Source organism: Sphingomonas sp. A2-49 (assembly GCF_025548555.1).
GTDB lineage: Bacteria > Pseudomonadota > Alphaproteobacteria > Sphingomonadales > Sphingomonadaceae > Sphingomonas.
Genome location: NZ_JAJLPA010000015.1, coordinates 1 through 26457, shown reverse-complemented (window position 1 = coordinate 26457; position 26457 = coordinate 1). Strand labels below are relative to the sequence as shown.

The window sequence follows — 26457 nt, the reverse complement described above, 5'->3', positions numbered from 1 at the left end:
GCGGGCGATGACGCTCCGGACCCCCGCCGCATGACCCAGGTCGCCGCCCGCCTCGTCGATGGCGTCCGCGCGATCTCCGCCGCCGACTGGGACGCGTGCGCCGGCGACGCCAATCCCTTCGTCGGCCACGCCTTTCTCGCCGCGCTCGAGGAATCGGGCAGCACCGGCGGGCGTTCGGGGTGGCAGCCGATCCCGATCGTCGTCGATGGCGCCGACGGCCGGCCGGCGGGCATCGCGCCGGCCTATGCCAAGAGCCACAGCCAGGGCGAATATGTCTTCGACCATGGCTGGGCGGACGCATGGGAGCGGGCGGGGGGTGCCTATTATCCCAAGCTCCAGATCGCCGCGCCGTTCAGCCCGGTGCCCGGACCGCGCCTGCTGCTGCGCGACCCGGAGGCGGCGGCGCCGCTGATCGCCGCGCTGGAGGCGGTGACCGACCGGCACGGCCTGTCGTCGGCGCACGCGACCTTCGTCGCGCCCGATCAGCTGCCGCTGTTCGAGCAGGCGGGGTGGCTGATCCGCGAGGGCACGCAATTCCACTGGACCAACAACGGCTATGGCTGTTTCGACGATTTCCTGTCGGCGCTCGCCAGTCGCAAACGCAAGGCGATCCGCAAGGAGCGCGCCGCGGCGGTGGAGGGGCTGACGATCCGGCATCTGACCGGCGCCGGGATCCTGCCCGAACACTGGGACGCATTCTGGACCTTCTATCAGGACACCGGCAGCCGCAAATGGGGGCAACCCTATCTGAAGCGTGGGTTCTTTCCGATGCTGGGGGCGGCGCTGGGGGATCGCGTGCTGCTGATCCTGGCGCTCCGCGACGGCGTGCCGATCGCCGGCGCGCTCAACCTGATCGGCGCGGACACGCTGTACGGCCGCTATTGGGGCTGTACGGAGGAGGTGCCGTTCCTCCATTTCGAACTATGCTATTATCAGGCGATCGACGCGGCGATCGCACGCGGGCTCAAGACCGTGGAGGCGGGCGCGCAGGGCGAACACAAGCTCGCGCGCGGCTATGTGCCGGTGTCGACCTGGTCGGCGCATTACATTCCGGATGCCGGCTTTCGCCGGGCGATCGCCGACTTCCTCGTCCGCGAGCGCGCGGCGGTGGAACACGAGCACGCCTGCCTCGACGAACTGGCGCCGTTCAGGAAGGGCGAGGCAGGCCCTGCGGCATGACCATCGGCCGGCGCGGCGGCAGCAGCGCGGGATCGAGCACCACCTCCGCGGGCGTGCGGTCGTCGATGCGGTAGAGCACGTCGCGACCGCTGCGCCAGATCGGCGTCAGGCCCGACAGGAATGCCGCCTCGACCGGGGGCGGATTGATGAGCCAGACATAGTCGAACGCCTGCCGCGGCAGGAACGCCAGCGATACCTTGAGCGGCCGCCACCATTCGCCGCGACAGCGCCGGTCGGTGACGAGCTGCGAGGGATCGTGCGCGAAGCGGCCCGCGGGCAGATAGCGCACCGTCAGCAGCTGGCCGCCGGGCATCGACCATTGGTCGTTGGCATAGGCGATGCGCCGCTCCAGCGCGAGCCCGGCGGCATGTTCGAGCCGGGTGGAGGTCCAGTCGTCACGGCACGTGCGGCCGACCATGGTCAGCAGCCGCGCGCCCTCCGGCACGTGGTCGAGCGCGGCGAGCGTCCGGTCGTAATCGCGATCGTACAGCCAGTAGCTGACCGTCGTCCCCGCCAGCCGTACCCCGAAGAAGGCGAGGCCGAGCGCGGCGAGCGTCGATGCGCCGCGGAACGACAGCCCGCGCTTCGGCCGCAGCGCGATCAGCGCGATGGCGAGCGCGAACGGGGCGAGGCGCATGTCGGCATAGGCCGATCCGAACACGATGCGCGGCAACAGGACGAAGATCGCCGACAGGAACAGCGCCGACAGCAGCAGGTTGCGCGAATATTCGACCCGGTCGTCACGCACGCCCTTCAGCAGGATCACGAACAACACGGTCGCGGAGGCGAGGTCGAACGCCATCCAGCGGTCGCGCAGCACCATGATGACCCAGCCGACCTTGGCCCGCCAGTTGAACCAGTCCATCGTCTTGCCGGTGACGTGGTCGCCCGACCGCCACAGCACCATCATCGCGAACGGCAGCGCCAGCGGCAGGCAGCCGATGCCGGCGCGCACCCAGCTTTCGAGCCAATGGCCGCCATGGCCGTCCTTGCGCAGGTCGTGCTGGCGGATCATCTCCGCGGAAAAGGCGAGGATGCCGAGCACGCCCCAGCCGAAGGTGTGGCAGACCCACAGGATGCATGACAGCGGCACGAACAGCGCCGCGCGCAGCCGCATCCGGCCCAGCCGCCCCATCCGCAGCCACAGCGCGAACAGGTTGAGCGCCAGCGCCATCGACAGCGCGAAGTTCACGAAGCCGAACTGAAAGGGATAGCCATAGGCGAGCGGCAGCGCGAACAGCGCGGTGGCGGGGATGCGCCCGTGCACCTCGCGCGCGATCCACAACAGCCCCGACACGGTCAGCGCGGGGATCGCCATCACCACCAGCTTGACCGCCAGCTCCAGCCCGAACAGCGGCGCCAGCGGCTCGACTGCGAGGTCGATGCCGAGGTTGCCGATCATCGACCATTTGAAATCGTACCATTCGGCGAGCCACGGATAGGACGCGCCGTCGAGCTGGACGCGATAGCGGCCCATGTGGCCGGGCAGGTCGACCAGCGGCGGGATGGTGGGCCACAGCAGCGGGATCACCGCCGCGATCACCATCGCCACGACGAACGCCCGCGTTTGCCACCAGTGCAGCCTGTGCCCCTGCATCGCGTCGCCTTAGGGGCTAGGGGGTGGCAACGACAAGCATTGTCGCACAAAGTTCCCGCACGGGCGCGATGAAGCGAGCCGCGCGTCGATCAGGGCGACGGATCGGGTGACCAGGCGCGAGCGGCAGGGGCGCCCTCCGCGCCCACCGTCATTCCCGCGCCGGCGGGAATCCATAAGCTCCATCGTCAGCGATAGAGCGCAACGGTGGCGCGTCAGGATCCCCGCCTTCGCGGCGATGACGAGGACGGGCGAAAGCCTTACGCGTCGCGGCGGCCCAGCAGGCGCAGGCGCAGCGCGTTCAGCTTGATGAACCCGGCCGCGTCGCGCTGGTCGTACGCGCCCTGGTCGTCCTCGAACGTCACGACCTTTTCCGAATAGAGCGAATTGGGCGACTTGCGGCCGACGATATAGACGCCGCCCTTGTACAGCTTCAGCCGCACCGTGCCGCTGACCTTCGCCTGGCTGTGGTCGATCGCCGCCTGCAGCATCTCGCGCTCGGGCGAGAACCAGAAGCCGTTGTAGATCAGCTCGGCATAGCGCGGCGCCAGCTCGTCCTTGAGGTGCGCGGCGCCGCGGTCGAGCGTGATCTGCTCGATGCCGCGATGCGCGAGGTGATAGATGGTGCCGCCCGGGGTTTCGTACATGCCGCGGCTCTTCATGCCCACGAAGCGGTTCTCGACCAGGTCGAGGCGGCCGATGCCGTGGCGCCGGCCCAGCTCGTTCAGCTTGGTCAGCAGCGTCGCGGGCGAGGTCGCCTCGCCGTTCAGCGCGACGCCGTCGCCGCGTTCGAAGTCGATCGTGATATATTCCGGCGCGTCGGGCGCGTCCTCCGGGTTCACCGTGCGCGAATAGACGTAATCGGGCACCTCCTGCCACGGATCCTCCAGCACCTTGCCCTCCGACGAGGTGTGGAGGAGGTTCGCGTCGGTCGAGAAGGGCGATTCGCCGCGCTTGTCCTTGGCGACCGGGATCTGGTGCTGCTCGGCGAATTCGATCAGGCGGGTGCGGCTGGTCAGGTCCCATTCGCGCCACGGCGCGATCACCTTGATGTCGGGCGCCAGCGCGTAATAGCCCAGTTCGAAGCGGACCTGGTCGTTGCCCTTGCCGGTCGCGCCGTGGCTGACCGCGTCGGCACCGACCATCCGCGCGATCTCGATCTGGCGCTTGGCGATCAGCGGCCGCGCGATCGACGTGCCGAGCAGGTACAGCCCTTCGTAGAGTGCGTTGGAGCGCATCATCGGGAAGACGTAGTCCGCCACGAATTCCTCGCGCAGGTCGTCGATGAAGATGTGTTCCGGCTTGACGCCGGCCATCTGCGCCTTCTGGCGGGCGGGTTCCAGCTCCTCGCCCTGGCCGAGGTCGGCGGTGAAGGTCACCACCTCGCACTGGTAGGTCTGCTGGAGCCACTTCAGGATCACGCTCGTATCCAGTCCGCCCGAATAGGCGAGGACGACACGGTTGATCTGATCGGTCACGGGCAGGTTCCTTCACGCAAGGCGACTGGCCGCGCCCCTAAGCCGCGATCGCCCGCCACGCAACGTCTGCGTTCACCGGGGGTTTAGCGGCCGGCGGCTAGTCGACCGTCGAGACCATTTCCCCGGAGACGTCATGTTCCGTCCGTTGCCCGCCGCCTTGCCCTTCCTGCTGCTGCTCAGCGCCGCACCGGCCGCCGCGCAGGCGATCGATCCCAAGATCCGGGCGGAGTTCGACAAGACCGACGCCAACCATGACGGCGTGCTGACCCGGGCGGAGATCGACGCGCGCGTCGCGCGGATGGACGTCGGCAAGACCAAGATGCCGCCGGGCAAGGCGAAGCAGATCAGCGGTGCCTGGTTCATGACCGCCGACGCCAACCACGACGGCAAGGTGACGCCCGCCGAGATGCAGGGCCTCTTCCGCGCGCTCGCCTCGCGCTACGACACCAACCACGACGGCGTGGTGAGCCTCGAGGAGCGCGCCGCCGCCCGCGCCGCGGTGGCGGGTCCGGCGGCGCCCAAAGGACGCTAGGTCAGCCGCGCAGCCGCCGTTCGCCCTCGATCATATAGTCGCGGGTGATCGGCAGCTCGGTACGGCTGCGGCTGAACTGGATCTGGAAGTTGACCAGCCCGCCGTTCTCGAAGGCGTTGGCCGCGCCGGCGAGGTAGAAGGTCCACATGCGATAGAAGCGCTCGTCGTACAGCGCGACGATCGCGTCGCGCGCCGCGACGGTGCGCGCGTACCATTCGTGCAGCGTATAGGCGTAGTGCAACCGCAGCACCTCGACGTCGGTCAGGAACAGCTTCAGCCCCTCGAACGCCTGCATCACCTCCGACAGCGCGGGATTGTAGCCGCCGGGGAAGATGTACTTGGTCGTCCAGTCGTCGGTGACGCTGGGCGGCCCGAGCCGGCCGATCGTGTGCAGCAGCATCACCCCGTCGGGGGTCAGGAGGTCGCGGCACTTGCGGAAGAAGGTGCGGTATTGCGGCGGCCCGACATGTTCGAACATCCCGACCGAGACGATGCGATCGAACTGGCCCTCGACGCGGCGATAGTCGATCAGCTCGAACCGCACCTTGTCCGCGACGCCCGCCGCGGCGGCGCGTTCGCGCGCGATCTTCAGCTGTTCCTCGGACAGGGTGACGCCGAGTACCTCGACCCCGAAATGCCTGTTGAGGAACAGCGCCATGCCGCCCCAGCCGCAGCCGATGTCGAGCACCCGCATCCCCGGCCGCAGCGCCAGCTTGGCGGCGATATGCGCCAGCTTGTCGGTCTGCGCCCGTTCCAGGTCGTTGTCGGGGCTGGTGTAATAGGCGCAGCTATATTGCTTGTCCGCGTCGAGGAACAGGTCGTAGAGCCGCGCCGACAGGTCGTAGTGATGCGCGACGTTCTGCTTCGAGCGGCGCTCCATATTGATGCGGTCGAGCCGGTGCTTCACCGCGCCGAGCCCGGTGACGAAGGCGGAGGGCTTCAACGCATTCTGGCCGCGTTCCCACGGGCTGTTGCGCTTCATCAGCCGGACGAGCGCCATGATGTCGTCGCCGTCGACGGTCAGCCGGCCGTCCATGTACATCTCACCCGCGGCGAGCGCGGGATTGCGGATGATGCGGCCGGCGACGCCGCGGTCGGCGAAGCGGATGGTGACGTGGCCATAGTCGGGATCGGGGATGCCGAAGGTGGCGGGCGGCTTGCCGGGTCGGTGGAGGGTCAGTTGGCCACGCTTGACGGCGCGGCTGAGGAACATGTCGATCAGCGCCATGCGACGCCCTTAATGTCCTATATGCCCGCATACCAATCGTAATCGACATTGTCCTCCCAATAGCCGCCCTTGCCCTTGCCGATCCCGGCGAGGCTGGCGACCGCGTCGATGCCGGTCACGTATTTGGCGTGCTTGTAGCCCAGCTGGCGCTCGACGCGCAGGCGCACGGGCGCGCCATGGGCCACGTTGAGGCGCGCACCGTTCATCTTGAGCGCCAGGATCGTCTGCGGGTGGAAGGCGTCGACCGTGTCGATCGATTCGTAATAGGGCTGACCGTTGTACAGGTCGGCGCAGGTGAAGACGACGTAGCGTGCGGTGCTGCGCATTCCCGCCGCCTTCAGCACGTTGCCCAGCATCGGGCCCTGCCACTGGCCGATCGCGCTCCATCCCTCGACGCAATCGTGGCGGGTGATCTGGCTGCGCGCCGGCATCGACGCGAGCTGCGCGAGGCTGAGCGACAGTGGCCGGTCGACCAGCCCGCCGACGCGCAGCCGGTAGCCCGCGAAGCCGTCGGCGACCATCGCCGCATAGGCGGGGGTGCCCGGATCGCGCGTGCCGTTGGCGCGGAAGATCGGCGACATCTGGTCGGGGCGGAATTCGGGGGCGAGCGCCCCCCGGTCCAACAGCGCGCGTTGCAGGCCGCGGTGCATGTCCTCGCCCGCGAACAGGATGCGGCGCGCCTGCGGGTTCGCGGCGACGCGGTCGCATCCGGCGAGCAGCAGCCCGCCGGCGCCGGCGATCAGGGTGCGGCGCGCGACGATCATGCCTCGGGGACCTTCCATCGGCCAGTCAGCATCGACCGGACGCCGTTGCCAGCCCCCGCCAGGATGACGAGCGTCAGGTGCACCACGACGAACCCGCCGAGCAGCGCGGCGGCGACGAAGTGGATCGAGCGCGCCGACTGGCGCCCGCCGAACAGGTCGAGCAGCCACGGCCACGCCGCATCCATCCCCGGCGACAGCGCGAGGCCGGTCAGGATCATCGCCGGCAGCGCGACGAACAGGACGAGGATATAGCTCCATTTCTGCAGGCTGTTGTACGCCGCCGGGTCGGCGGGATCGTGGAAGCGGAAATCGAGGTGGTCGCGCACGTCCTTCGCCAGGTGCGCGGCGCTGACGTCGGCGCGGGTCAGCCGCAGCGTGCGGGCGAAATGCCGGTTGACGAGGCTGGCGATCATGAAGGCGAGCAGGCCGAACGCCAGCACCAGTGCGAAGAACAGGTGCCAGCGGCGCGAGATCGCGAGATTGTAGCTCGCCGGGATCGTGATCCACGCCGGAAAGCGCGGCAATTGCGCCCAGGCATGGTCGAAATTGGCGCCGTAGCGACCCCAGTACAGCCGTGGATGCGCATTGGAGATGCCGAGGCCACTGCCGAGCAGCACGAACATCGCGACCGCGTTGACCCAATGCCACAGCCGCGTCGCCAGCGCGTGGCGGAGGATCGACGTACCGGGCGCGATTGGGTCCATCGGGGCGATATAGCAGTTATGCCGGCATGACCGAATGGCATTTCTACGAACCGCGCGCCGGCCACCGCCTGCCGCACGATCCCGTCAACGCGATCGTCGCGCCCCGGCCGATCGGCTGGATCAGCACCGTGTCGGCCGCGGGAGTGCGCAACATCGCGCCCTACAGCTTCTTCAACCTCATCAACTACACGCCGCCGCTGATCGCCTTTTCCAGCGTGGGCCGGAAGGACAGCGTCGCCAATGTCGAGGCGACGGGCGAATTCGTCTGGAACCTCGCGACGCGCGATCTGGCGGAGGCGATGAACGCGACCTCGGCCACCGTACCGCCGCAGGTCGACGAATTCGCGCTGGCGGGCCTTGCGACGCTGCCGTCGCGGCTGGTCGCGCCCGAGCGCGTGGCGGGAAGCCCGGCGGCGTTCGAATGCCGGCTCACCCAGCTGGTCCGGCTGAAGGATCATGCGGGGACCGAACTCGACCAGTATCTGGTGATCGGTGAGGCGATCGGCATCCATATCGACACCGCGATGCTCGACGACGGCGTCTATCAGACGGCGCGCGCGGCGCCGGTGCTGCGCGGCGGCGGCCCCGCGGATTATTTCGAGATCGGTCCCGACGCGCTGTTCCGGATGCGGCGACCGGCCTGACGACCGATCGACGCCGACGCGCGGTCAGACCTTCGCGGAAAAGATCATCCGGCCCGGGCCGAGCAGCGCGAAGACGTCGTCGAGGTCGCCCTCGCCGACCGCGAAACAGCCCTGGCTGCGGCCGAGCATGCCGTGCGTGCGCAGCATGTCCTTGTTCGCATACCAGGCGGAATGGACGACGATCGCGCGCGACAGAGCATTGTCGTTGGTCGGGTCGAGCCCGACGAGCCGCTGCGAATGGCCGTGCTTGCCGACGTAATAATCGGCGGTGACGAACGTGCCCTGCGACGAGGCGTTGGAATTGGGCTCGTTGGAAAAGCGCTTCAGGAAACCGGTGTGGGCGGGATCGGAGCCGCTGCCATGCGCGACCAGGAACGACCGGCTCTTGCCCGAGATCAGGTTGACGAGGTGGAAGCGTGCCTCGGACGAGGGCGCGGACATGTCGGCGATCGCGATCCGGTCGCGCTGCGCCACGCGGCGGCCGTGCTGGTCGAGCGCGGCCATCGCCTGGCGCATCAGGTCCGGGCGGACGACGCGCGGCGAGGTGACCGGGCGCGCGAACGCCACCGGTCGCGGTGCGGGCAATGGCGGCTCGGTCACCGGGCGCAGATCGCGCTGGGTCAGACGACGGGTGGCTGCGGATACGGTGCTCGGCACCGCCAGCGTCGCCGCCAGCACCAGTCCGTTCTTCAGCAGCGCGCGTCGGTCATGTGCGCCATCGTGCTCAATTTGCATCGAAATTTCAAAAGCCCCGGTCGTTGCCCCGTGCATGGCATATAGCAGCTTTGGACTTAATTTTCTGCTGCCGTGTGCCCCGGTCGGCGTTTCGGTTGCACGGTTGGGCGCGGCGCGGGCCCGATCGGTCCCGAATCGGGACCGGCACGATCGGCGGAGTCGTGCGTTCATTCGGGCGAGAGGGGGACGGGACGGACAAGGACGATACGACATGAATCACTGGCTCGCCACGGCCGCCGCCGCGATCCTCGCCATCGCCCCTGCGAGCGCGCATGCCGCGACCGATGCGCTGGCACCCGAGGTCGCCGCCCTCGCGCCGAACCGCTTCCTGTGGAACGACAATGCGACGCTCGAACCGGTCAGCATCGTCATCTCGATCCCCGACCAGAAGGCCTATGTCTATCGCGGGGACCTGCTGATCGCGGCATCGACGGTATCGACGGGCAAGGACGGCAAGGACACGCCGCTGGGCGTCTTTCCGATCCTGCAGAAGTCGGAGAAGCACAGGAGCAACCTCTACGACAGCGCGCCGATGCCGTTCATGCAGCGGCTGACGTGGGATGGCGTCGCGATCCATGCCGGCATGAACCCCGGTTTCCCCGCCTCGCACGGCTGCATCCGCGTACCGACCGAATTCGCCCGGCGCCTGTTCGCGGTCACCGCGAAGGGGACGCCGGTGCTGGTCACCGATGCCTCGGCGGCCGAAGGGTGGGTGCCGCCGACGCCGGCGGATGCGCGCGACGCGGCGGCGGCGGGTGTCGACGCCGCCGATCCCGCCACGGGCCTGCGCTGATCCCGGTGCCGTCGCGCGCCCCCTTCGCCAAATCCGGGGGGCGGGGTAAAGGGCGGCGCAGACCCCGTATTGCCAGGACGACCGCATGACCGACCTCGTCACCATCCGTTCCGACGCGCTGACCGCGGCGATCAATCCGATCGGCGCCGAACTCACCCATCTCCGCGACGCCGGCGGGCGCGAACTGATGACCGATGCCGATCCGGCCTTCTGGACCGGCCATGCGCCGATCCTGTTCCCCGTCGTGGGCATGCCGTTCGAGGAAACGATCCACGTCGACGGCCACGCCTATCCGATGCAGAAACACGGGTTCGCGCGGCGATCGACGTTCGCGATTGCGGCGACGAGCGATGCCAGCGTTACCTTCGCGCTGACCGATTCGGCGGCGACGCGCGCAAGCTATCCCTTCGCGTTCCGGCTGGAGCTCACCTATACGCTCGACGGCGCCACGCTGACGGTCGGGGCGGCGATCATCAATCCCGCCGACGCGCCGCTGCCCGCCAGCTTCGGGTTCCACCCCGCCTTCGCCTGGCCGCTGCCCTATGGCGAGGACCGGGCCGCGCACCGCATCGTCTTCGCCGCCGACGAACCAGACATGCTGCGCACGATCGCGGCGGACGGGAGGATCGCGGCGGCGCGCAAGCCGTCGCCGCTGACCGGACGCGTCCTCGCATTGCGCGACGATCTGTTCGCGGACGATGCGCTGGTGTGGGATCGGGTCCGCTCCGACGCGGTCACCTATGGCGCGCAGGCGGGGCCGCGGCTGCGCATCGCCTTTCCCGATACGCCGATGCTCGGCGTCTGGACCAAGCCCGGCGCGGCCTATGTCTGCGTCGAGCCCTGGCACGGCATCGCCGATCCGGAAGGCTATACGGGCGACTATCGCGACAAGCCCGGCGTGTTCGAGGTGCCCGCGCACGGCGAGACGCGGATCGTCATGCGCGTGACGCTGGAGCGATAGGCCGGCCCACCGCGCCGCTCGCGCGGGCGTTGCGGCGACGCCGGCGCGCGGCTTTGCAGGGGTGGTGCAAACTCCGCTGTCCTACACGCCCCACTTCTGGCAAAGCGCCGCCATGACCGCCACATCCCGCCTTGCGCCGCTCCGTCCCGGAGCCGCGGGCGGAGGGCGTTTTTCGCCGCGACGTGTCGCTAACTTCGCCAACTTCCGCGCCGCTCGTCCGAGTCGCGCGCCATCCCGAGACCCGCGCCAGTGACCTCCCCCCGCCGCACCTTCGCGATCATTTCCCACCCGGACGCCGGCAAGACGACGCTGACCGAAAAGCTGCTGTATTTCGGCGGCGCGATCCACCTCGCCGGCGAAGTGAAGGCGCGGGGCGCCAACCGGCGCGCTCGGTCGGACTGGATGAAGATCGAGCAGCAGCGCGGCATCTCCGTCACCAGTTCGGTGATGACGTTCGAGCGCGACGGCATCACCTTCAACTTGCTCGACACGCCGGGGCACGAGGATTTCAGCGAGGACACCTATCGCACGCTGACCGCGGTCGATTCGGCGGTGATGGTGATCGACGCCGCCAAGGGCATCGAGCCGCAGACGCGCAAGCTGTTCGAGGTGTGCCGGCTGCGCTCGGTGCCGATCATCACCTTCGTCAACAAGGTCGATCGCGAAGGGCGCCCGATCTTCGAATTGCTCGACGAGATTGCCGACATGCTGGCGCTCGACGTCTGCCCGATGAGCTGGCCGGTCGGCATGGGCGGCGAGTTCGAGGGCGTGCTCGACCTCGTCACCAATCGCATCAGCCGGCCCGAGGGCGACAGCCGCGCCTTCCTCGGCAAGACGGAGGAGGCGCCGGCGCTGTCCGATCGCTGGTCGGAGGAGATCGAGCTGGCGCAGGCGGGATACGCCGCCTTCGATGCGGAGGCCTATCGCAACGGCGATCTGACCCCGGTCTATTTCGGGTCCGCGCTGAAGGATTTCGGCGTCGCCGAACTGATCGGCGCGCTCGCCGATTATGCGCCGCCGCCGCGTCCGCAACCGGCCGAGCCCGCGCCGGTGTCCCCCGACATGGACGAGGTGACGGGCTTCGTCTTCAAGGTGCAGGCGAACATGGATCCCAACCACCGCGACCGGATCGCGTTCATGCGGCTGTGTTCGGGCACGTTCAAGCGCGGCATGAAGCTGACCCCGTCGGGCAGCGGCAAGCCGATTGCGGTGCATTCGCCGATCCTGTTCTTCGCCCAGACGCGCGAGGTCGCCGACGAGGCGTTCCCGGGCGACATCATCGGCATCCCCAACCACGGCACGCTGCGCGTCGGCGACACCCTGTCCGAACGGGCCGACGTGCGTTTCACCGGCCTGCCCAATTTCGCGCCCGAGATCCTGCGTCGCGTCCAGCTGAAGGATCCGACCAAGACCAAGCAGCTGCGCAAGGCGCTCGACGACATGGCCGAGGAGGGCGTGACGCAGGTCTTCTATCCGGAGATCGGCTCGAACTGGATCATCGGCGTCGTCGGCCAGCTCCAGCTCGAGGTGTTGCTGAGCCGGCTCGACGCCGAATACAAGGTCGCCGCCGCGCTGGAACCGGCGCCGTTCGATACCGCGCGCTGGGTGTCGGCGGTGGACCCCGCCGACCTCAAGCAGTTCATGGACCTCAACCGGTCGGCGATGGCCAAGGACCGCGACGGCAATCCGGTGTTCCTCGCCAAGAGCGCGTGGGAGGTCGGCTATATCGCCGACCGCTACGCCAAGGTGCGGTTCGCCGCGACGCGCGAGCGGTAGGACGAGGGTGATCGTAGCCTGAGAAAAAGGAAGGCAAAGGTCCCGCCGCCTGTCCTGTCCCAGGCTGCGCTGGGTCGCCGGACCTTTCCTGCTTCGTCATCCCCGCGAAGGCGGGGATCCATACTGGCCGACCTGTCGGCTCCATCGCCAGCGCGGTAGTTATGGATTCCCGCCTGCGCGGGAATGACGGGGGGCTGGCTATGGCACCGATCGTTACGCCGAGGTGAAGCTCGCCGCGGCGCGCGAGCGGTAGGCGCTTCGAGGCCAGACCCTCACCCCACCCAGTCGCGCCTGAGCGGCCTCACCGCGAGCAGCATCAGCACCGCGGCGATCAGGTAGAAGCCGAGCGCGTAGAGCGTCGCGTAGCGCAGCGCGTCGGTGCCATGCACCGCGGTCATCGCGTCGGACAGCCGCCCCATCACCAGCGATCCCAGCCCCAGCCCGATCAGGTTGTTGATGAACAGGAAGCTCGCCGACGCCGTTGCGCGCATCGGCGGCGGCACCAGATGCTGGACCGCGGTCGTCACCGGCCCCAGCCACAGGATGTTGAGCCCGTTGGGGATCAGGAACAGGAACCACGACAGCGTCGGCGATCCGCTGGTCAGGCCCGCGGCGAACAGCGGCACGGTGACGATCCAGGCGATGGCGGGCAGCCGGGCATAGATGCCGCGGTCGCTCTTGCCGAGCCGGTCGGCAAGCCAGCCGCCGGCGAACACGCCGATCGTCCCGCCGATCAGCAGCAGCGAGCCGATATATTGCGACGCGGTCAGCAGCGTGAAGCCGAACGACCGGATCAGGACCGAGGGCACCCAGAAGGCGAGGCCATAGCCGCACAGCGAGCTGAACGCGGCGGCGAACGCCATCAGCCAGAAACTGGGCTTGGCGGCGAGCAGCGCGAAGACGGCCCACACCGATACGCGCTCCGCCGGGGTCGCTGCGGGCGGGTCGAACGCACCCCGCGGCGGTTCCTTCACGATCAGGCGAAAGACCGGCGCGATGACGATACCGGCGAGCCCGACCGCGACGAACGCCCAGCGCCAGTTGACCGCGCTCGCCAGCAGGCCGCCGAGCAGCGCGCCGGCGGCAAGCCCGACCGGAATGCCGAGCGAATAGATCGACAGCGCCCGTGCCCGCTGGTGCGGCGGGAAATAGTCGGCGATCATCGCATAGCTCGGCGCGACGCCGCCCGCCTCGCCGACGCCGACGCCCAGGCGAAAGACGAAGAATTGCCAGAAACCGGTGGCGAGCCCGCACAGGGCGGTGAACGCGCTCCACACGCCGAGGCTGATCGTGATGACCCAGCTGCGGCTGGTCCGGTCCGCGACCAGCGCGAGCGGGATCGCCAGCGTCGAATAGAGCAGGGCGAAGGCGATGCCGCCGAGCGCGCCCAGCTGCGTGTCGCTGAGCTGAAGCTCGGCCTTGATCGGCGCGACCAGGATGCCGAGGATCTGCCGGTCGAGGAAGTTGAACGTGTAGACGAGCAGCAGCATCGCCAACACGAGCGCACGATAGCGGGGGGTGGCGGGGGTCATGCGCGCTCCTTCGTCGGGTGCCGAACGATGCGCAAGCCCGCCCCCGTCATCGGCATGACGAGGGCGGGGCGACGGATCAGAACTTCGCGGAAATGCTCGCGAACACCTGGCGCGGGTTGCCGTAGAAGGCGGTGGCGATGCCTTCCTTGCCCAGCGTCGGCGTGTAGCCGCCCGCGGCGTTTCGGATCGGCACGCCGGCGATCGTGCTGGCGATATATTGATAGCCCGACGTCTTGTAGTGCCGGTCGGTCAGGTTCTTGCCGTACACGCCGATCGCATAGCGCTTCCCCTCGCCGAAGGCATAGGTGAGGCCGGCGTCGAGCAGCGCATAGCCGGGCTGGTCGAGGAACGGGCTCGCCGTCTCGAACTGGTGCGTCAGGCTGCGATAGGACAGCGTCGAATTGGCGGTGACCAGCCCTTCGCCGACGGGCAGGTTGCCGGTCAGCGTCCCCGATGCGGTCCAGTGCGGCGTGTTCTGGAACACGCGGACGTTGGCGACGTCGGTCCCGGTCGGGCCGATGAAGCTGCGGTAGCGCGCATCGATATAGCCGACCGCGCCGGTGATCCCGACCGACGATCCGACGCCGGCGAAATCGCGCGCCAGCACCGCATTGGTCTCCAGCTCGACGCCCTTGATCCGCGCCTTGGCCGCGTTGGTGGTGATGCCGCAGAAGCTCTGCACACCGTTCTGGAGGCAGCCGACCGATCCGGGCACCTGCACGTCCTTGTAATCGGCGTAGAAGCCCGCCAGCGCCCAGGTCAGCCGCCGGTCGAGTGCAGACCCCTTGTAGCCCGCTTCGTAGCTGGTCACCGTTTCGGGATCGAACGACAGGTAATTGTAGATTTCCTGGTTTGTCGGCCGCCCCGGGATGGCAGCCGGCGCCGAGGTGCCCGACCCGCGCGGATCGAAGCCGCCGCCCTTGAACCCTTCCGAATAGGACACGTAGAGCAGGTGGTCCTGCGCCGGCTTGAAGCTGAGCGAGGCGCGCGGGGTGAAGCGCTTGAAATTGGCGGTGCCGCGGAAATTGGTCGCGGGCGCGCCGAACGGCACCGGCGTACCGCCGAACTCCTGCGTCAGGCCGATGTAATTGGCCTTGAAGACGTAGGACTTGCGCTCGTCCCACGTATAGCGGCCGCCCAGCGACAGGCTGAACTGCGGCGTGAAGTCGAAGGTGAAATCGCCGTATACCGACGACGTCTCGGTCCGCACGTCGCCCGCGGTATAGGCATCGAACCCCGGCAGCGTGGTCGACAGCAGCACCCCGAACCCGGTCGAAGCCTTCGCGCCGAGATAATAGTAACCGATCAGGCCGTTCAGCCTGTCCGAGCTGTAGAGCAGCTGGAATTCCTGGCTGGTCTGTTCGTTGCGATAGATCGCGGGCACGTCGACGTCGACCGCGGGCAGCGCGTCGAAGTCGATCGGGGTGAAGCTGTCGTCCTTGCGCCACGCGCTGATGCTGCGAAACGTCAGGGCGTCGGTCAGCTTGGCATTGGCGGTCATCGACAGGCCGCCGCCCTTGATGTCCTGCCGCGGAAAGTTGAGCCCGGCGCGGGTGTCGAACACGTCGTCGAGCACCGGCGCGCCCGACGCGATGCCGGGGATCAGGCGGTGGCCGTTGCGCGGGTTGCTCTTGTCGTGCGTGTAATCGCCGGTGATCCGGACGAACAGCCGCGTGTCCGGGCTCTCGAATTCGATCGTGCCGCGCCCGGCCCAGATGTCCTTGTTGTAATTGTCGATATTGAGGTTCGTGTTGCGCCCGAACCCGCCGCGGCTGAGCCGTGCGCCCGCCACGCCGATCTTGAGGAGGTCGCCGACCGGTGCCGACAGCGCGACGATACCGTCGGCCTGGTCGTAGGATCCGTAATTGGCCTTGATCCGGACCTCCGGCGTGTCGGGCAGGCGCTTGGTGACGTATTTCACCGCGCCGCCGATCGTGTTGCGGCCGTACAGCGTGCCCTGCGGGCCGCGCAGCACCTCGATCCGGTCGACGTCGTAGATGTCGAGCACCGCCGCCTGCGGCCGGTTGAGATAGACGTCGTCGAGGTAGATGCCGATGCCGGCCTCGAACCCCGGCACGGGATCCTGCTGGCCGACGCCGCGGATGAAGGCGGCGAGCGTCGAATTGCTGCCGCGCGCGGTCTTCAGCGTGGTGTTGGGCGTGAAGTTCTGGATGTCGGTCAGGTCGACTGCGCCGACCTTGTCGAGCCGGTCCGCGCTGAATGCGGTCACCGCGATCGGCACGCTGAGCAGCGTTTCCGCACGCCGGCGCGCGGTGACGACGATGTCGCCGTCGCCCTGCGCGGGTGCGTCGCTGGTGTCGGGCGTGGTTTCCGCCGCCGCCGCGCCGGTCTGGGCGCCGGTGGCAGTCTGCGCCGCGGCCGGACCGGCGAGCAATGCCGCCGCCGCCGCGCCGAGCATCAGGAACGTGGACGTGCGCGCCTTCATAAACAAACCCCTCCTGTGCAGCGCCGCGTCCGGTAGTCCCGGCTTGTACGCTGTCGACGAAGCCTATAGTGAAACCTGAACCAGGATTCAACTTGGGAAATGACAGGGGGGCTGCGGTAGATGGCGAGCGCTGGGGAAGCCGCAGCCGGTGGGGCGGGGGACAAGACGCCCCGCACCGCGCGGGGGCGCAAGACGCTGCGCGCGCTGCTCGACGCCGCGGCGCTGGAATTCGGCGAGCGGGGGTTCCACGAGGCGTCGATCAGCGCGATCACGCGACGCGCCGGTGTCGCGCTCGGCAGCTTCTACACCTATTTCGATTCGAAGGACGCGGTGTTCCGGGCGCTGGTCACCGATCTGTCCGCACAGGTCCGCGACCATGTCGCGCCGGCGCTGCGCGCGGCGCAGGACGGCATCGCCGCGGAGCGCGCGGGCCTCGCGCAGTTCATCGGCTTTGTGCGCGAGCACAAGGAGATCTATCGCATCATCGACGAGGCCGAATTCGTCGACGCGGCGAGCTTTCGCGCGCATTACGCCTCGACCGCCGAACGGATCGAGCAGCGGCTGAAGGCGGCGGCGGCGCGCGGCGAGGTGCGCGGCGACGTCACCGACGTCCACGCCTGGGCGGTGATGGGGATGAACGTGTTCCTGGGGCTGCGCTATGGCGTCTGGAGCGAGGACCGCGGCGTCGACGACGTTGCGGATATCGCCGCGGGACTGCTGCGCGAGGGATTGCGCGCCGGAGGGGGCACATCGGGCACCCGGTGATCGGCCGCAGCGGGCCGTCACTTCGCCGGGCCGACCGGGGGCGCGGCCTGGGGATGCTTGCGCGGGGTGATGCGCGCCGACGTAACAGGCGGGCGGATCGTCGTTCGGCCGAACCCCGGCCGGCGATTCGGTCGCTCTGCCGCGCTCGCTTATATGGGGTGCCGCCCTATTCGGGCGGACGTGACACCGTCCCGTGCGCGACCTGGGGTGCTGTGCGAGGCGATGCGTGCCGACGTGACAGGCTGGCGGATCGTCGTTCGGCCGGACCCCGGCTGGCGATTCGGTCGAACTACTGCGCTCGTCCATATGTGGTGCCGCGATATTCAGACGGACGCGACACCGTCCGGTGCGCAACCTCGGGATGCTGTGGAGGCGATGCGTGCCGACGTGACAGGCGGACGGATCGCCGTTCGGCCGAACCCCGGCCGTCGATCCGGTCGCTCTGCCGCGCTCGCTTATATGGGGTGCTGCCCTATTCGGGCGGACGCGACACCGTCCCGTGCGCGACCTTGGGATGCTGTGCGAGGCGATGCGCGCCGACGTAACAGGCGGGTGGATCGCCGTTCGGCCGAACCCCGGTCGGCGATTCGGTCGAGCTGCCGCACTCGTCCATACGTGCCGCCGCCCTATTCAGACGGACGCGGCGCCGTCGGGTGAAGGCTCACGCCGATCGGCAGTCGTGGTGGCGTAAGTGCCGCAACCCCGGCGCGCGGGGACTGGAACCCCGTCGATCGTCGGGGCATCGATCGCTTCTGCGCGCCGTCGCGCGCAAGTTGCCTCGCCATCGCGGCGTGGCCGAACGGGTCTTAGCGACGGCACCCGGCGGATGGGGCACGTCGATCGGCGGACCCGGGAGCGGGTCGAGGTCAAAACAGCGCCGCTTGACAGCCCATCAGGGCGCCGACCTCCGACCCGAGGCCCCGATCCGGCGGCGGTGGCTGGTTGGGCTGTGGACCGGGGGCGCGTCGGCCTGCGACCCGAGGGCCCGATCCGGGTGACGGAGCGTCTGTCGCCGGCGTCGCGACATGACGGCACCGAATGCCGGGCCATCGCGGGCCGAGCGCTGCCGTCGTCCGCTGCCGCGATGCGATCCGCTGCCCGGACCGACGCGCTCGTCAGGCGAGCCGTTCGTCCTGCACCAATGCATGCGCAAGGCGGTCGCGGATCGCGCGGAGCGCCGGCATCAGGTCCGCGGCCTCGTCCGTCCGCGCCCGACGCGTCGGTTCGGCGAGGAGTTGCTGCACGCCGCGGACGGTATAGCCCTCCCGGTTGAGCAATCCGTCGATCCGGCGCACCAGCGCGATATCGTCGGGCCGGTAATAGCGGCGGTTGCCGGCGCGCGTGACGGGCCGCAGCTGGGGAAAGCGCGTTTCCCAATAGCGCAGGATATGCTGGGCGACGCCGGTTTCCTCGGAAACCTCGCCGATCGTGCGGAATGCGCCGACCGCCTTGGGCGTGCCCGTCACCATCCCGGTCAGCTGGCGGTGACGATGCGTTCGCGCATCATCTGGCTGGCGCGGAAGGTCAGCACGCGGCGCGGCGCGATCGGAACCTCCACCCCCGTCTTCGGATTGCGGCCGATCCGTTCGCCCTTGTCACGCAGCACGAAGGTACCGAAGCCGGAAATCTTGACGTTTTCGCCACGCGACAAGGCTTCGCACATTTCGGTCAGGATCTGTTCGACGACCTTCGCCGAGTCCGTGCGGGAAAGCCCGATCTGTCGATGCAGCGCTTCCGAAAGATCGGCGCGCGTCAACGTGCCAGCAGTAGTCATCAACACGCTCACCCCACCTCATCACCAAACGACAGGACGATGCTACACCAGAGAATTCATGTCCGAAAGTGACTATTTTTTGCCGGCAGCGTCTTTCGCCCGGATCCGACCGTATCAAAACCGGACGACGGCCGCACCCCAGGTAAAGCCGCCGCCCATCGCTTCGAGGACGACGATCTGGTCGCGATGAATTCTTCCGTCGCGCACGGCGGTGTCGAGCGCGAGGGGGACCGAGGCCGCCGAGGTGTTGGCATGGCGATCGACGGTGACGACGACCTTGTCCGGCGACAGGCCGAGCTTGCGGCTGGTGGCGTCGAGGATGCGGGCATTGGCCTGGTGCGGGACCACCCAGTCGACGTCGCCCGGCGTCAGGCCCGCGATGACGAGCGTTTCCTGCATCACTGCGGCGAGATTAACGACGGCGTGGCGGAAGACCTCGCGCCCCTTCATCCGCAGCTTGCCGACGGTGCCGGTGGTCGACGGGCCGCCGTCGACGTAGAGCAGGTCGTTGTGCCGGCCGTCGGCATGCAGCTTGGTGGCGAGGATGCCGCGCCCGGTCGCCGCGTCGCTGTCCTGCGCCTCGAGCACGATCGCGCCGGCGCCGTCGCCGAACAGCACCGCGGTGGTGCGGTCCTCCCAGTCGAGCAGGCGGGTGAACGTCTCCGCGCCGATCACCAGCGCGCGGCGGTGGAGCCCGGTGCGCAGCATCGCGTCGGCGACCTGCACCGCATAGAGGAAGCCCGAACATACCGCCGCGACGTCGAAGGCGACGCAATCGTCGATCCCCAGCATCGCCTGCACCTTGGTCGCGGTCGCGGGAAAGGTCTGGTCCGGGGTCGCGGTGGCGAGGACGATCAGGTCGATGTCCTGCGCGGGGATGCCGGCGGCGGCCAGCGCGCTGCGACAGGCATCGGCGGCCAGCGTCGATGTCGTCTCGTGCGGTGCGGCGATGTGGCGGAAGCGGATGCCGGTCCGCTCGACGATCCACGCATCGGTGGTGTCGAGCCGTTCCTCCAGCTCGGCGTTGGCGACGCGCCGCTCGGGCAGCGCCGAACCGGTGCCGAGGATGACCGACCGGATCATGCCGCCCTCTTCTCGAAATTGCCCAGGTCGTCGGCGATGCGGCGGGTCAGGTCGGCGCGCACCATCTTGGCGGCATTGCCGATCGCGGTGGCGACGCCGCGCTCGTTGGCGCTGCCGTGGCTCTTCACCACGATACCGTTGAGGCCGAGGAAGACCGCGCCGTTGTGGTTGTTGGGATCGAGATGGTCGCGCAGCAATTCGGTCGCGGGGCGCGAGATCAGGAAGCCGACCTTCGATCGTACCGAACTGCTGAACGCGCGCTTGAGCAGGTCGGCGACGAAGCGCGCGGTGCCCTCGGCGGTCTTGAGCGCGATGTTGCCGGCGAAGCCGTCGCAGACGATGACGTCGTGGTTGCCGCGCGCGAGCTGGTTGCCCTCGACGAAGCCGGTGAAGGTGAGCGGCAGGTGCGTCTGACCCTTCAGCACCGCCGCGGCGTCGCGGATCTCGTCGGTGCCCTTCTGGTCCTCGCTGCCGATGTTGAGCAGCGCGACGCGGGGGCTGTCGAGGTCCATGATCGTGCGCGCATAGGCGGCGCCCATCACCGCGAACTGGACGAGGTTGCGCGCGTCGACTTCCGTATTGGCGCCGAGGTCGAGCATCACGACGTCGTTGTCGCCGAGCGTCGGCAGCGGCGCGGCGAGCGCCGGCCGGTCGATGCCGGGCAGCGTGCGCAGCGCGACCTTCGCCATCGCCATCAGCGCGCCGGTATTGCCCGACGACACCGCGGCACCGGCGCGACCCTGTTTGACCAGGTCGATCGCGATGCCCATCGACGTCGTCTTGGCGCGGCGAATCGCCTGGCCCGGCTTGTCGCTCGACCCGACCGTCTCCGGCGCGTGGACGATCTCGCTGTGCTGGCTGAGGTTGGGGTGGGTCTTCAGCTCTTCGCGAACCGCGGCCTCGTCACCCACGAGGAAGAAGCGCATGCCCTCATACCGCCGCCGGGCCGCAGCCACGCCGGCGAGCATGACCGCCAACCCTTCGTCGCCGCCCATCGCATCGACGGCGATCCAGGAGTTGTCGGGCATGGTTCAGCGCTTATCCGAATGAAAGGGAGGGACTTAACCCTCGACCGAGACGATCTCGCGGCCGTTGTAATGGCCGCATGCGGTGCACAGGTTGTGCGGACGCTTCAGCTCGCCACAGTTCGGGCACTCCTGGAACGACGCGACGGTCAGCGAATCGTGACCGCGACGCATGCCGCGCTTGGAGGGAGAGGTCTTTCGCTTGGGGACGGCCATTTCGGCACCTTGTTCTGGAATCGGCTTACGGAAAATCCGATGCACCCGGCAGGACGTTCCGACGATCGGCGAGGCGCCGGCCGCTGGACGCCACCGACAACCCGGCGCATCGCGAAGCGCGGGCCTATAGCGAATTCCCGCGTGGTTGCAAGCTTCGGCGCATGCGCGCATCACGGCGCGGGCTCGACAGGGAGGGGCCGGACCGATGATGTTGCCCGTCACGCTGACCATCGCCGCCGCGGCCGGGCTCGGCAACCTGATCCTCGCCTATCGCATCGTCCGGGTCCGGCTGAAGGACCAGATCCTGCTCGGCGACGGCGGCGATCCCGCGCTCGTCGCGCGGACGCGGGCGCAGGCGAACTTCGTCGAATATGCGCCGTTCGTGCTGATCCTGATGGCGCTGATCGAGGCGGCGGGCGGCGACCCGGACCGGCTCTGGGGCGCGGGCGGGCTGTTCGTCGTATCCCGGATCGTGCACGCGATCGGCATGGACCGGCCGACCGCGAACCCGTGGCGCGCCGGGGGCGCATTGCTGACCTGGGCGGTGCTGCTGGCGCTGTCGATCTGGGGACTGGCGCTTGCCTGGACCGGCGCATCGTCCCCGCCGGTGCGCGCGATCCCGGTGGAGGCCGTCCCGACCGCCTGACCGCGGGTCCCGACTCGCGGCGCATGCCCCGTCAGCCGGGGGAGGCCGCCGATCCGGCGAGCAGGCCGCCGTCGATGCTCAGCTCCGTGCCCGTCACGTAGGTCGCCTCGTCCGATGCGAGCAGCACGGCGATCGCCGCCACCTCGTCCGGCGTGCCGAATCGCTTCAGCGGCGTGTCCGCGACCAGGGCCTGCATCCGGGCGTCGCGGCCGGGCCCGTCGCCCAGCATCGGTTCCCAGATCGGGGTCAGGATCGCGGCGGGATGGATCGAATTGCAGCGGATCCGCCAGCCCTGTTGCGCGCAATAGAGCGCGACGCTCTTGCTGTGGTTGCGGATCGCCGCCTTCGACGAGGCATAGGCCGCGGCGCCGGGAATACCGACCAGGCCGGAGCGCGACGAGATGTTGACGATCGATCCCGTCCCCGCCGCCTTCATCGCGCCGATCGCATAGCGGCAGCCGAGGAACGTCCCGTCCAGATTGACGCGGTGCACCGCGCGCCAGTCCGCAAGGCTGGCGTGTTCGGGGTCGTGCGGCGTCATGCCCCCCTCGAACCCGGTGACGCCGGCGTTGTTGACGACGACGTCGGCGACGGGAACGACCCGCGCGAGTCGTGCCCAGTCGGCCTCCTCGCCGACGTCGAGCGGTTCGAACCGGCAGCCGATCGCAGCGGCGGTGGCCGTTCCCGCGGGTGCATCGATGTCGGTGACGACGACGGCGGCGCCTTCGGCATGGAACCGCTCCGCAATCGCGCGCCCGATGCCGCGCGCGGCCCCGGTGACGACGCAGATCTTGCCGGTCAGTCTCGCCATGGCGTCCTCCTTTCCCGTCGCGCTGGCCCGCTTAGTCCGCCAGCGCGCGGTCGCTGACGAACATGTTTTGGCTGCGTTCGTGGGCGAAGGTGCTGGGGTTGCCGTGGCCGGGGATGAAGGCGGTGTCGTCGCCCAGCGGCCACAGCTTGGTGACGATCGTCTCGATCAGCTGCTTGTGGTTGCCGCCCGGCATGTCGCTGCGCCCGACCGAGCCCTGGAACAGGACGTCGCCGACCTGCGCGAACTTCGAGGGTGCGTGGTGGAAGATGACGTGGCCGAGCGTGTGGCCGGGGGTCTCGTAGACGTCGAGCGTCAGGTTCCCGACGGTGACCGTATCCCCCTCGACCAGCCAGCGATCGGGTTCGAAGACGACGCCGGTCATGCCATAGTTGCGGCCGTCGTCGTCGAGCCGCGCGAGCCAGAACCGGTCCGCCTCGTGCGGGCCCTCGATCGGCACGCCGAGATCGGTGGCGAGCGTCTTCGCCTCGCCGGCATGGTCGATATGGCCGTGGGTGAGCAGGATCTTTTCCACGGTGATGCCCGCCTGCGCGATCGCCGCCTTGATGCGGGGCAGGTCGCCGCCCGGATCGACGACCGCCGCCTTCATCGTCGCGGTGCACCAGATCAGGGTGCAATTCTGCTGGAAGGGCGTCACCTGGACGATCACGGCGTTGAGGGGCGCGGCGGGGCGGGAACGATCGGTCATGCCGCGGCAGATAGGCGTGGCGGCGGAACGCGGCAATCGCCGCTTGCGCGGGCGGGGTGCCCCCGTGCATTTGGTAAGCGATGCTGACCGCGCCCTTCATCCTGCTCGACGACGCCCGTCCCGACGGCGACGGCGCGCGGCTCTACGCCGATCCGGTCGAGATCGTCGCCGCCGACCGGCTGGACGCGGTCGTCCCCGCGCTGGAGCGGCTGCGCGCGGCGCGCGCGCGCGGACTGCACGCGGCGGGGTACCTGACCTACGAGGCGGGGGCGGCGCTGATGCCGCGCGGGCTGCCGTCGCGCGACGTCGAAGGGCCGCTGCTGTGGTTCGGGCTGTTCGCGGGCTACCGGGCGCTGACGGCGGCGGAGGTGGCGGACGCGCTGCCCGATCCGGCGGGCGCCTGGGCGGCGGTGCCGGAGCCGCGGATCGATCGCCGCGCCTATGACGCGGCGCTGGAGCGGGTGCTGGAGATGGTGCGTGCGGGCGACATCTATCAGGCGAACCTGACGTTGCGCGCGGATGTCGCGATCGCGGGCGATCCGGCGGCGCTCTATGCGAAGCTGCGGCGGGGATCGGCGGCGGGGCACGGCGCGCTGGTGGCCACGGGGGAGCGGCACCTGCTGTCGCTGTCGCCCGAGCTGTTCGTCGCGCTCGACGGCGGCACGCTGACGTGCCGGCCGATGAAGGGCACGGCGACGCGCGGCGACACGCCGGACGAGGACGCGCGGCGGATCGCCGACCTTGCCGGCGACGCCAAGCAGCGCGCCGAAAACCTGATGATCGTCGACCTGATGCGCAACGATCTGTCGCGGGTGGCGGCGGCGGGCAGCGTCGCGGTGCCGACGCTGTTCACCGTCGAAACCTATCCGACGGTGCACCAGATGACCTCCACCGTCACCGCGACGCTGGCGCCGGACCGCGACGCGATCGACGTGGTCGGCGCGCTGTTCCCCTGCGGTTCGATCACCGGCGCGCCCAAGCAGCGCGCGATGGAGGTGATCGGCACGGTGGAGAGTACCGGGCGCGGCGTCTACACCGGCGCGATCGGGCGGATCGACGCAAATGGCGACATGGCGTTCAACGTCGCGATCCGGACGCTGACCGTCGCGGCCGGCGCCGCCACCGCCCAACTGGGGCTGGGATCGGGAATCGTCGCCGACAGCCGCGCGGACGAGGAATGGGCCGAGGTGCTCGCCAAGGGCGCCTTCGTCACCGCCGGACAGCGGCCACTCGACCTGATCGAGACGATGGCGTTCGATCCCGAACAGGGCATGCCGCTGCTCGACCGGCATCTGGAACGGATGCGGGCGAGCGCGGCCGCCCTGGGCTTCCGCTTCGACCGGCATGGTGCGCGCAACGAGTTGCAGGCGGCGACCTTCCGGCTGCGCGGCCCGGCGCGCGTGCGCCTGCTGCTGGCGCAGAGCGGCGCGCTGGCGATCGAGGTGTCGCCCGCGCCGCCGGCGTTCGACCGGCCGCTGCGGGTAGCGGTCGTGCCCCTGCCGGTGGAGGCGGACGATTTCCGCTTGCGCCACAAGACGAGCGACCGCGCATTCTACGATGCGGCGCGGATCGCGGCGGGAACCGACGAGGTGGTGTTCGTGCGCCCGGACGGCCGTCTGACCGAGGGCAGCTTCACCACCCTGTTCGTGGCGCGCGGGCCGGATGCGCCGCTGGTCACGCCGGCGCTGGTGGCCGGGCTGTTGCCGGGCGTGCTGCGGGCGCAATTGATCGATGCGGGGCAGGCGATCGAAGCGAATCTGTCGCCGGAAGACCTTGCGGGGCAATTTTTTGTCGGAAATGCACTCAGAGGGCTGATGCCGGCGGTGGTTGCGATTGCGAAACGCCCGGACCTGTCGCTATAGGCCCCCCGCGTTTCCCTTCGCGATAAGGCCCGACCCATGAAGCCCTCCGCCGCCCTCGGCCGTATCAGCCCGTCCCCGACGCTCGCCATCACCAGCCGCGTGCTGGAGCTGAAGCGCGCGGGTGTCGACGTCATCGGGCTGGGCGCGGGCGAACCGGATTTCGACACGCCCGACTTCGTCAAGGAGGCGGCGATCCAGGCGATCCGCGACGGCAAGACCAAATACACCAACGTCGACGGCACGATCGAGCTGAAGCAGGCGATCGTCGCCAAGTTCGCGCGCGACAACCACCTCGCCTACACCACCGACCAGGTGAGCGTGAACGTCGGCGGCAAGCACACGTTGTTCAACGCGATCGTCGCGACGGTGGACCCGGGCGACGAGGTCGTCATCCCCGCGCCTTACTGGGTGAGCTATCCCGACGTCGTGCAGTTCGCGGGCGGCACGCCGGTGTTCGCGGTCGCCGGCCCCGAACAGGATTACAAGCTGTCGCCCGAGGCGCTGGACGCGGCGATCACGCCGCGTACCAAATGGGTGATCCTCAATTCGCCCTCGAACCCGACCGGTGCCGCCTATACGGTGGACGAGCTGAAGGCGCTGGGCGCGGTGCTGGCGCGCCATCCGCACGTCTGGGTCTTCGCCGACGATATGTACGAACACATCGTCTACGACGACTTCCGCTTCGCGACGATCGCCGAGGTCTGCCCGGAGCTGTACGAGCGGACGCTGACCGTCAACGGCTGTTCCAAGGCCTATGCGATGACCGGATGGCGCATCGGCTATGCGGCGGGCGCGTCGTGGCTCATCAAGGCGATGGCCAAGCTGCAGTCGCAATCGACCAGCAATCCCTGTTCGATCGCGCAGGCGGCGGCGGTCGCCGCGCTCAATGGTCCGCAGGATTTCCTGAAGGAGCGCGCCGCCGCATTCCAGGGGCGCCGCGACCTCGTCGTGTCGATGCTCAATCGGATCGGCGGCATGCACTGCCCGCGTCCCGAAGGCGCGTTCTACGTCTATCCCTCGTTCGCCGAACTGATCGGCAAGACGACGCCGAAGGGTCGGCTGATCGACAGCGACGAGGCGTTCGTCGGCTATCTGCTCGACGATGCGAAGGTCGCGGCGGTGCAGGGCGCGGCGTTCGGCCTCTCGCCGGCGATGCGGATCAGCTATGCGACGTCGGACGCGCTGCTGCGCGAGGCGTGCGAG

At 69.0% G+C, this 26457-nt stretch carries 25 protein-coding genes; 10 read left to right on the top strand and 15 right to left on the bottom strand.

Annotated elements, in window-relative coordinates:
- Positions 1–30: 30 nt before the first annotated feature.
- A complete protein-coding gene (locus tag LPN01_RS12365; RefSeq protein WP_262828729.1) occupies positions 31–1179 on the top strand; it encodes a GNAT family N-acetyltransferase in 1149 nt (382 codons plus the stop codon).
- Here LPN01_RS12365 and LPN01_RS12360 read toward each other — a convergent pair.
- Positions 1148–2776: a hypothetical protein gene (locus LPN01_RS12360; RefSeq protein ID WP_262828728.1), complete on the bottom strand. Its 1629-nt coding sequence runs from the start codon at positions 2774–2776 to the stop codon at positions 1148–1150. The genes LPN01_RS12365 and LPN01_RS12360 overlap by 32 nt on opposite strands.
- 257 nt (positions 2777–3033) lie before the next feature.
- Complete coding sequence (locus tag LPN01_RS12355; RefSeq protein ID WP_262828727.1) at positions 3034–4251, bottom strand: argininosuccinate synthase; 1218 nt, start codon at positions 4249–4251, stop codon at positions 3034–3036.
- A gap of 133 nt (positions 4252–4384) precedes the next feature.
- Here LPN01_RS12355 and LPN01_RS12350 point away from each other — a divergent pair, with 133 nt between their 5' ends.
- Positions 4385–4783, top strand: a complete 399-nt coding sequence (locus tag LPN01_RS12350; RefSeq protein WP_262828726.1) for an EF-hand domain-containing protein — start codon at positions 4385–4387, stop codon at positions 4781–4783.
- Position 4784: 1 nt separating this feature from the next.
- Here LPN01_RS12350 and LPN01_RS12345 read toward each other — a convergent pair whose 3' ends face one another.
- From LPN01_RS12345 to LPN01_RS12335, 3 genes are read right to left on the bottom strand one after another with little or no spacing between them, the layout of a single operon-like run.
- Positions 4785–6011 carry an SAM-dependent methyltransferase gene (locus LPN01_RS12345; RefSeq protein WP_262828725.1) on the bottom strand — a complete coding sequence of 409 codons (1227 nt, stop codon included), beginning with the start codon at positions 6009–6011 and terminating at the stop codon, positions 4785–4787.
- 17 nt (positions 6012–6028) lie between these two features.
- A complete protein-coding gene (locus tag LPN01_RS12340; RefSeq protein WP_262828724.1) occupies positions 6029–6775 on the bottom strand; it encodes a molybdopterin-dependent oxidoreductase in 747 nt (248 codons plus the stop codon).
- Entirely contained in the window at positions 6772–7479 is a 708-nt protein-coding gene (locus LPN01_RS12335) for a cytochrome b/b6 domain-containing protein (RefSeq protein WP_262828723.1), read from the bottom strand. Before LPN01_RS12335 ends, LPN01_RS12340 begins: the two co-directional genes overlap by 4 nt.
- Positions 7480–7505: 26 nt before the next feature.
- On the opposite strand from LPN01_RS12335, the gene LPN01_RS12330 reads away from it, so the two are divergent.
- Positions 7506–8123, top strand: a complete 618-nt coding sequence (locus tag LPN01_RS12330; RefSeq protein ID WP_262828722.1) for a flavin reductase family protein — start codon at positions 7506–7508, stop codon at positions 8121–8123.
- 24 nt (positions 8124–8147) lie between these two features.
- Here the strand turns inward: LPN01_RS12330 and LPN01_RS12325 are convergent, their stop codons facing one another.
- Positions 8148–8858, bottom strand: a complete 711-nt coding sequence (locus LPN01_RS12325; protein ID WP_262828721.1) for a murein L,D-transpeptidase catalytic domain family protein — start codon at positions 8856–8858, stop codon at positions 8148–8150.
- A gap of 211 nt (positions 8859–9069) precedes the next feature.
- On the opposite strand from LPN01_RS12325, the gene LPN01_RS12320 reads away from it, so the two are divergent.
- The 3 genes from LPN01_RS12320 (at position 9070) to LPN01_RS12310 (ending at position 12388) form a co-directional block, all read left to right on the top strand.
- A complete protein-coding gene (locus LPN01_RS12320; protein ID WP_262828720.1) occupies positions 9070–9651 on the top strand; it encodes a L,D-transpeptidase family protein in 582 nt (193 codons plus the stop codon).
- An 85-nt stretch (positions 9652–9736) separates the two neighbouring features.
- Positions 9737–10612 carry an aldose 1-epimerase family protein gene (locus tag LPN01_RS12315; protein WP_262828719.1) on the top strand — a complete coding sequence of 292 codons (876 nt, stop codon included), beginning with the start codon at positions 9737–9739 and terminating at the stop codon, positions 10610–10612.
- Between the two features lie 249 nt (positions 10613–10861).
- Complete coding sequence (locus LPN01_RS12310; RefSeq protein WP_262828718.1) at positions 10862–12388, top strand: peptide chain release factor 3; 1527 nt, start codon at positions 10862–10864, stop codon at positions 12386–12388.
- A gap of 272 nt (positions 12389–12660) precedes the next feature.
- On the opposite strand, the gene LPN01_RS12305 is transcribed toward LPN01_RS12310, so the two are convergent.
- Positions 12661–13920 (bottom strand): spinster family MFS transporter, encoded by a 1260-nt coding sequence (locus LPN01_RS12305; RefSeq protein WP_262828717.1) that lies wholly within the window; start codon positions 13918–13920, stop codon positions 12661–12663.
- A 76-nt stretch (positions 13921–13996) separates the two neighbouring features.
- Positions 13997–16366 carry a TonB-dependent receptor gene (locus LPN01_RS12300; protein ID WP_262828716.1) on the bottom strand — a complete coding sequence of 790 codons (2370 nt, stop codon included), beginning with the start codon at positions 16364–16366 and terminating at the stop codon, positions 13997–13999.
- A gap of 120 nt (positions 16367–16486) precedes the next feature.
- On the opposite strand from LPN01_RS12300, the gene LPN01_RS12295 reads away from it, so the two are divergent.
- Positions 16487–17131, top strand: coding sequence for a TetR/AcrR family transcriptional regulator (locus tag LPN01_RS12295; protein WP_262828715.1), 645 nt, complete (start codon positions 16487–16489; stop codon positions 17129–17131).
- Between the two features lie 1115 nt (positions 17132–18246).
- Here the strand turns inward: LPN01_RS12295 and LPN01_RS12290 are convergent.
- From LPN01_RS12290 to rpmF, 5 genes are all read right to left on the bottom strand, one after another.
- Positions 18247–18600: a MerR family transcriptional regulator gene (locus LPN01_RS12290; protein WP_262828714.1), complete on the bottom strand. Its 354-nt coding sequence runs from the start codon at positions 18598–18600 to the stop codon at positions 18247–18249.
- Positions 18601–18605: 5 nt separating this feature from the next.
- Positions 18606–18905 carry an integration host factor subunit alpha gene (locus LPN01_RS12285; protein ID WP_262828784.1) on the bottom strand — a complete coding sequence of 100 codons (300 nt, stop codon included), beginning with the start codon at positions 18903–18905 and terminating at the stop codon, positions 18606–18608.
- A gap of 114 nt (positions 18906–19019) precedes the next feature.
- A complete protein-coding gene (locus LPN01_RS12280) occupies positions 19020–19988 on the bottom strand; it encodes a beta-ketoacyl-ACP synthase III (RefSeq protein WP_262828713.1) in 969 nt (322 codons plus the stop codon).
- On the bottom strand, positions 19985–21016 hold the full coding sequence (gene plsX, locus LPN01_RS12275; protein WP_262828712.1) for a phosphate acyltransferase PlsX: 1032 nt from the start codon (positions 21014–21016) through the stop codon (positions 19985–19987). The genes LPN01_RS12280 and plsX overlap by 4 nt, the downstream gene beginning before the upstream one ends.
- Before the next feature lie 33 nt (positions 21017–21049).
- Positions 21050–21229 carry a 50S ribosomal protein L32 gene (gene rpmF / locus LPN01_RS12270; RefSeq protein ID WP_254289098.1) on the bottom strand — a complete coding sequence of 60 codons (180 nt, stop codon included), beginning with the start codon at positions 21227–21229 and terminating at the stop codon, positions 21050–21052.
- 205 nt (positions 21230–21434) lie between these two features.
- On the opposite strand from rpmF, the gene LPN01_RS12265 reads away from it, so the two are divergent.
- Positions 21435–21875 carry an MAPEG family protein gene (locus tag LPN01_RS12265; protein WP_262828711.1) on the top strand — a complete coding sequence of 147 codons (441 nt, stop codon included), beginning with the start codon at positions 21435–21437 and terminating at the stop codon, positions 21873–21875.
- A 31-nt stretch (positions 21876–21906) separates the two neighbouring features.
- Here LPN01_RS12265 and LPN01_RS12260 read toward each other — a convergent pair whose 3' ends face one another.
- Positions 21907–22686, bottom strand: coding sequence for an SDR family oxidoreductase (locus tag LPN01_RS12260; protein ID WP_262828710.1), 780 nt, complete (start codon positions 22684–22686; stop codon positions 21907–21909).
- A gap of 31 nt (positions 22687–22717) precedes the next feature.
- Entirely contained in the window at positions 22718–23392 is a 675-nt protein-coding gene (locus LPN01_RS12255) for an MBL fold metallo-hydrolase (RefSeq protein WP_262828709.1), read from the bottom strand.
- Positions 23393–23472: 80 nt separating this feature from the next.
- On the opposite strand from LPN01_RS12255, the gene pabB reads away from it, so the two are divergent.
- Both pabB and LPN01_RS12245 read left to right on the top strand, forming a co-directional pair.
- Positions 23473–25254 carry an aminodeoxychorismate synthase component I gene (pabB, locus tag LPN01_RS12250; RefSeq protein ID WP_262828708.1) on the top strand — a complete coding sequence of 594 codons (1782 nt, stop codon included), beginning with the start codon at positions 23473–23475 and terminating at the stop codon, positions 25252–25254.
- A 36-nt stretch (positions 25255–25290) separates the two neighbouring features.
- On the top strand, positions 25291–26457 hold a 1167-nt coding region (locus LPN01_RS12245; RefSeq protein WP_262828707.1), incomplete at its 3' end, for a pyridoxal phosphate-dependent aminotransferase.

Coding starts and splice junctions, on each gene's coding strand:
- LPN01_RS12330 (WP_262828722.1), top strand. CDS start 7,506: ATGACCGAATGGCATTTCTACGAACCGCGCGCCGGCCACCGCCTGCCG.
- LPN01_RS12300 (WP_262828716.1), bottom strand. CDS start 16,366: ATGAAGGCGCGCACGTCCACGTTCCTGATGCTCGGCGCGGCGGCGGCG.
- LPN01_RS12325 (WP_262828721.1), bottom strand. CDS start 8,858: ATGCAAATTGAGCACGATGGCGCACATGACCGACGCGCGCTGCTGAAG.
- rpmF (WP_254289098.1), bottom strand. CDS start 21,229: ATGGCCGTCCCCAAGCGAAAGACCTCTCCCTCCAAGCGCGGCATGCGT.
- LPN01_RS12360 (WP_262828728.1), bottom strand. CDS start 2,776: ATGCAGGGGCACAGGCTGCACTGGTGGCAAACGCGGGCGTTCGTCGTG.
- LPN01_RS12295 (WP_262828715.1), top strand. CDS start 16,487: ATGGCGAGCGCTGGGGAAGCCGCAGCCGGTGGGGCGGGGGACAAGACG.
- LPN01_RS12260 (WP_262828710.1), bottom strand. CDS start 22,686: ATGGCGAGACTGACCGGCAAGATCTGCGTCGTCACCGGGGCCGCGCGC.
- LPN01_RS12305 (WP_262828717.1), bottom strand. CDS start 13,920: ATGACCCCCGCCACCCCCCGCTATCGTGCGCTCGTGTTGGCGATGCTG.
- LPN01_RS12290 (WP_262828714.1), bottom strand. CDS start 18,600: ATGGTGACGGGCACGCCCAAGGCGGTCGGCGCATTCCGCACGATCGGC.
- LPN01_RS12285 (WP_262828784.1), bottom strand. CDS start 18,905: ATGACTACTGCTGGCACGTTGACGCGCGCCGATCTTTCGGAAGCGCTG.
- LPN01_RS12320 (WP_262828720.1), top strand. CDS start 9,070: ATGAATCACTGGCTCGCCACGGCCGCCGCCGCGATCCTCGCCATCGCC.
- LPN01_RS12315 (WP_262828719.1), top strand. CDS start 9,737: ATGACCGACCTCGTCACCATCCGTTCCGACGCGCTGACCGCGGCGATC.
- plsX (WP_262828712.1), bottom strand. CDS start 21,016: ATGCCCGACAACTCCTGGATCGCCGTCGATGCGATGGGCGGCGACGAA.
- LPN01_RS12280 (WP_262828713.1), bottom strand. CDS start 19,988: ATGATCCGGTCGGTCATCCTCGGCACCGGTTCGGCGCTGCCCGAGCGG.
- LPN01_RS12255 (WP_262828709.1), bottom strand. CDS start 23,392: ATGACCGATCGTTCCCGCCCCGCCGCGCCCCTCAACGCCGTGATCGTC.
- LPN01_RS12340 (WP_262828724.1), bottom strand. CDS start 6,775: ATGATCGTCGCGCGCCGCACCCTGATCGCCGGCGCCGGCGGGCTGCTG.
- LPN01_RS12350 (WP_262828726.1), top strand. CDS start 4,385: ATGTTCCGTCCGTTGCCCGCCGCCTTGCCCTTCCTGCTGCTGCTCAGC.
- LPN01_RS12365 (WP_262828729.1), top strand. CDS start 31: ATGACCCAGGTCGCCGCCCGCCTCGTCGATGGCGTCCGCGCGATCTCC.
- LPN01_RS12265 (WP_262828711.1), top strand. CDS start 21,435: ATGATGTTGCCCGTCACGCTGACCATCGCCGCCGCGGCCGGGCTCGGC.
- pabB (WP_262828708.1), top strand. CDS start 23,473: ATGCTGACCGCGCCCTTCATCCTGCTCGACGACGCCCGTCCCGACGGC.
- LPN01_RS12335 (WP_262828723.1), bottom strand. CDS start 7,479: ATGGACCCAATCGCGCCCGGTACGTCGATCCTCCGCCACGCGCTGGCG.
- LPN01_RS12345 (WP_262828725.1), bottom strand. CDS start 6,011: ATGGCGCTGATCGACATGTTCCTCAGCCGCGCCGTCAAGCGTGGCCAA.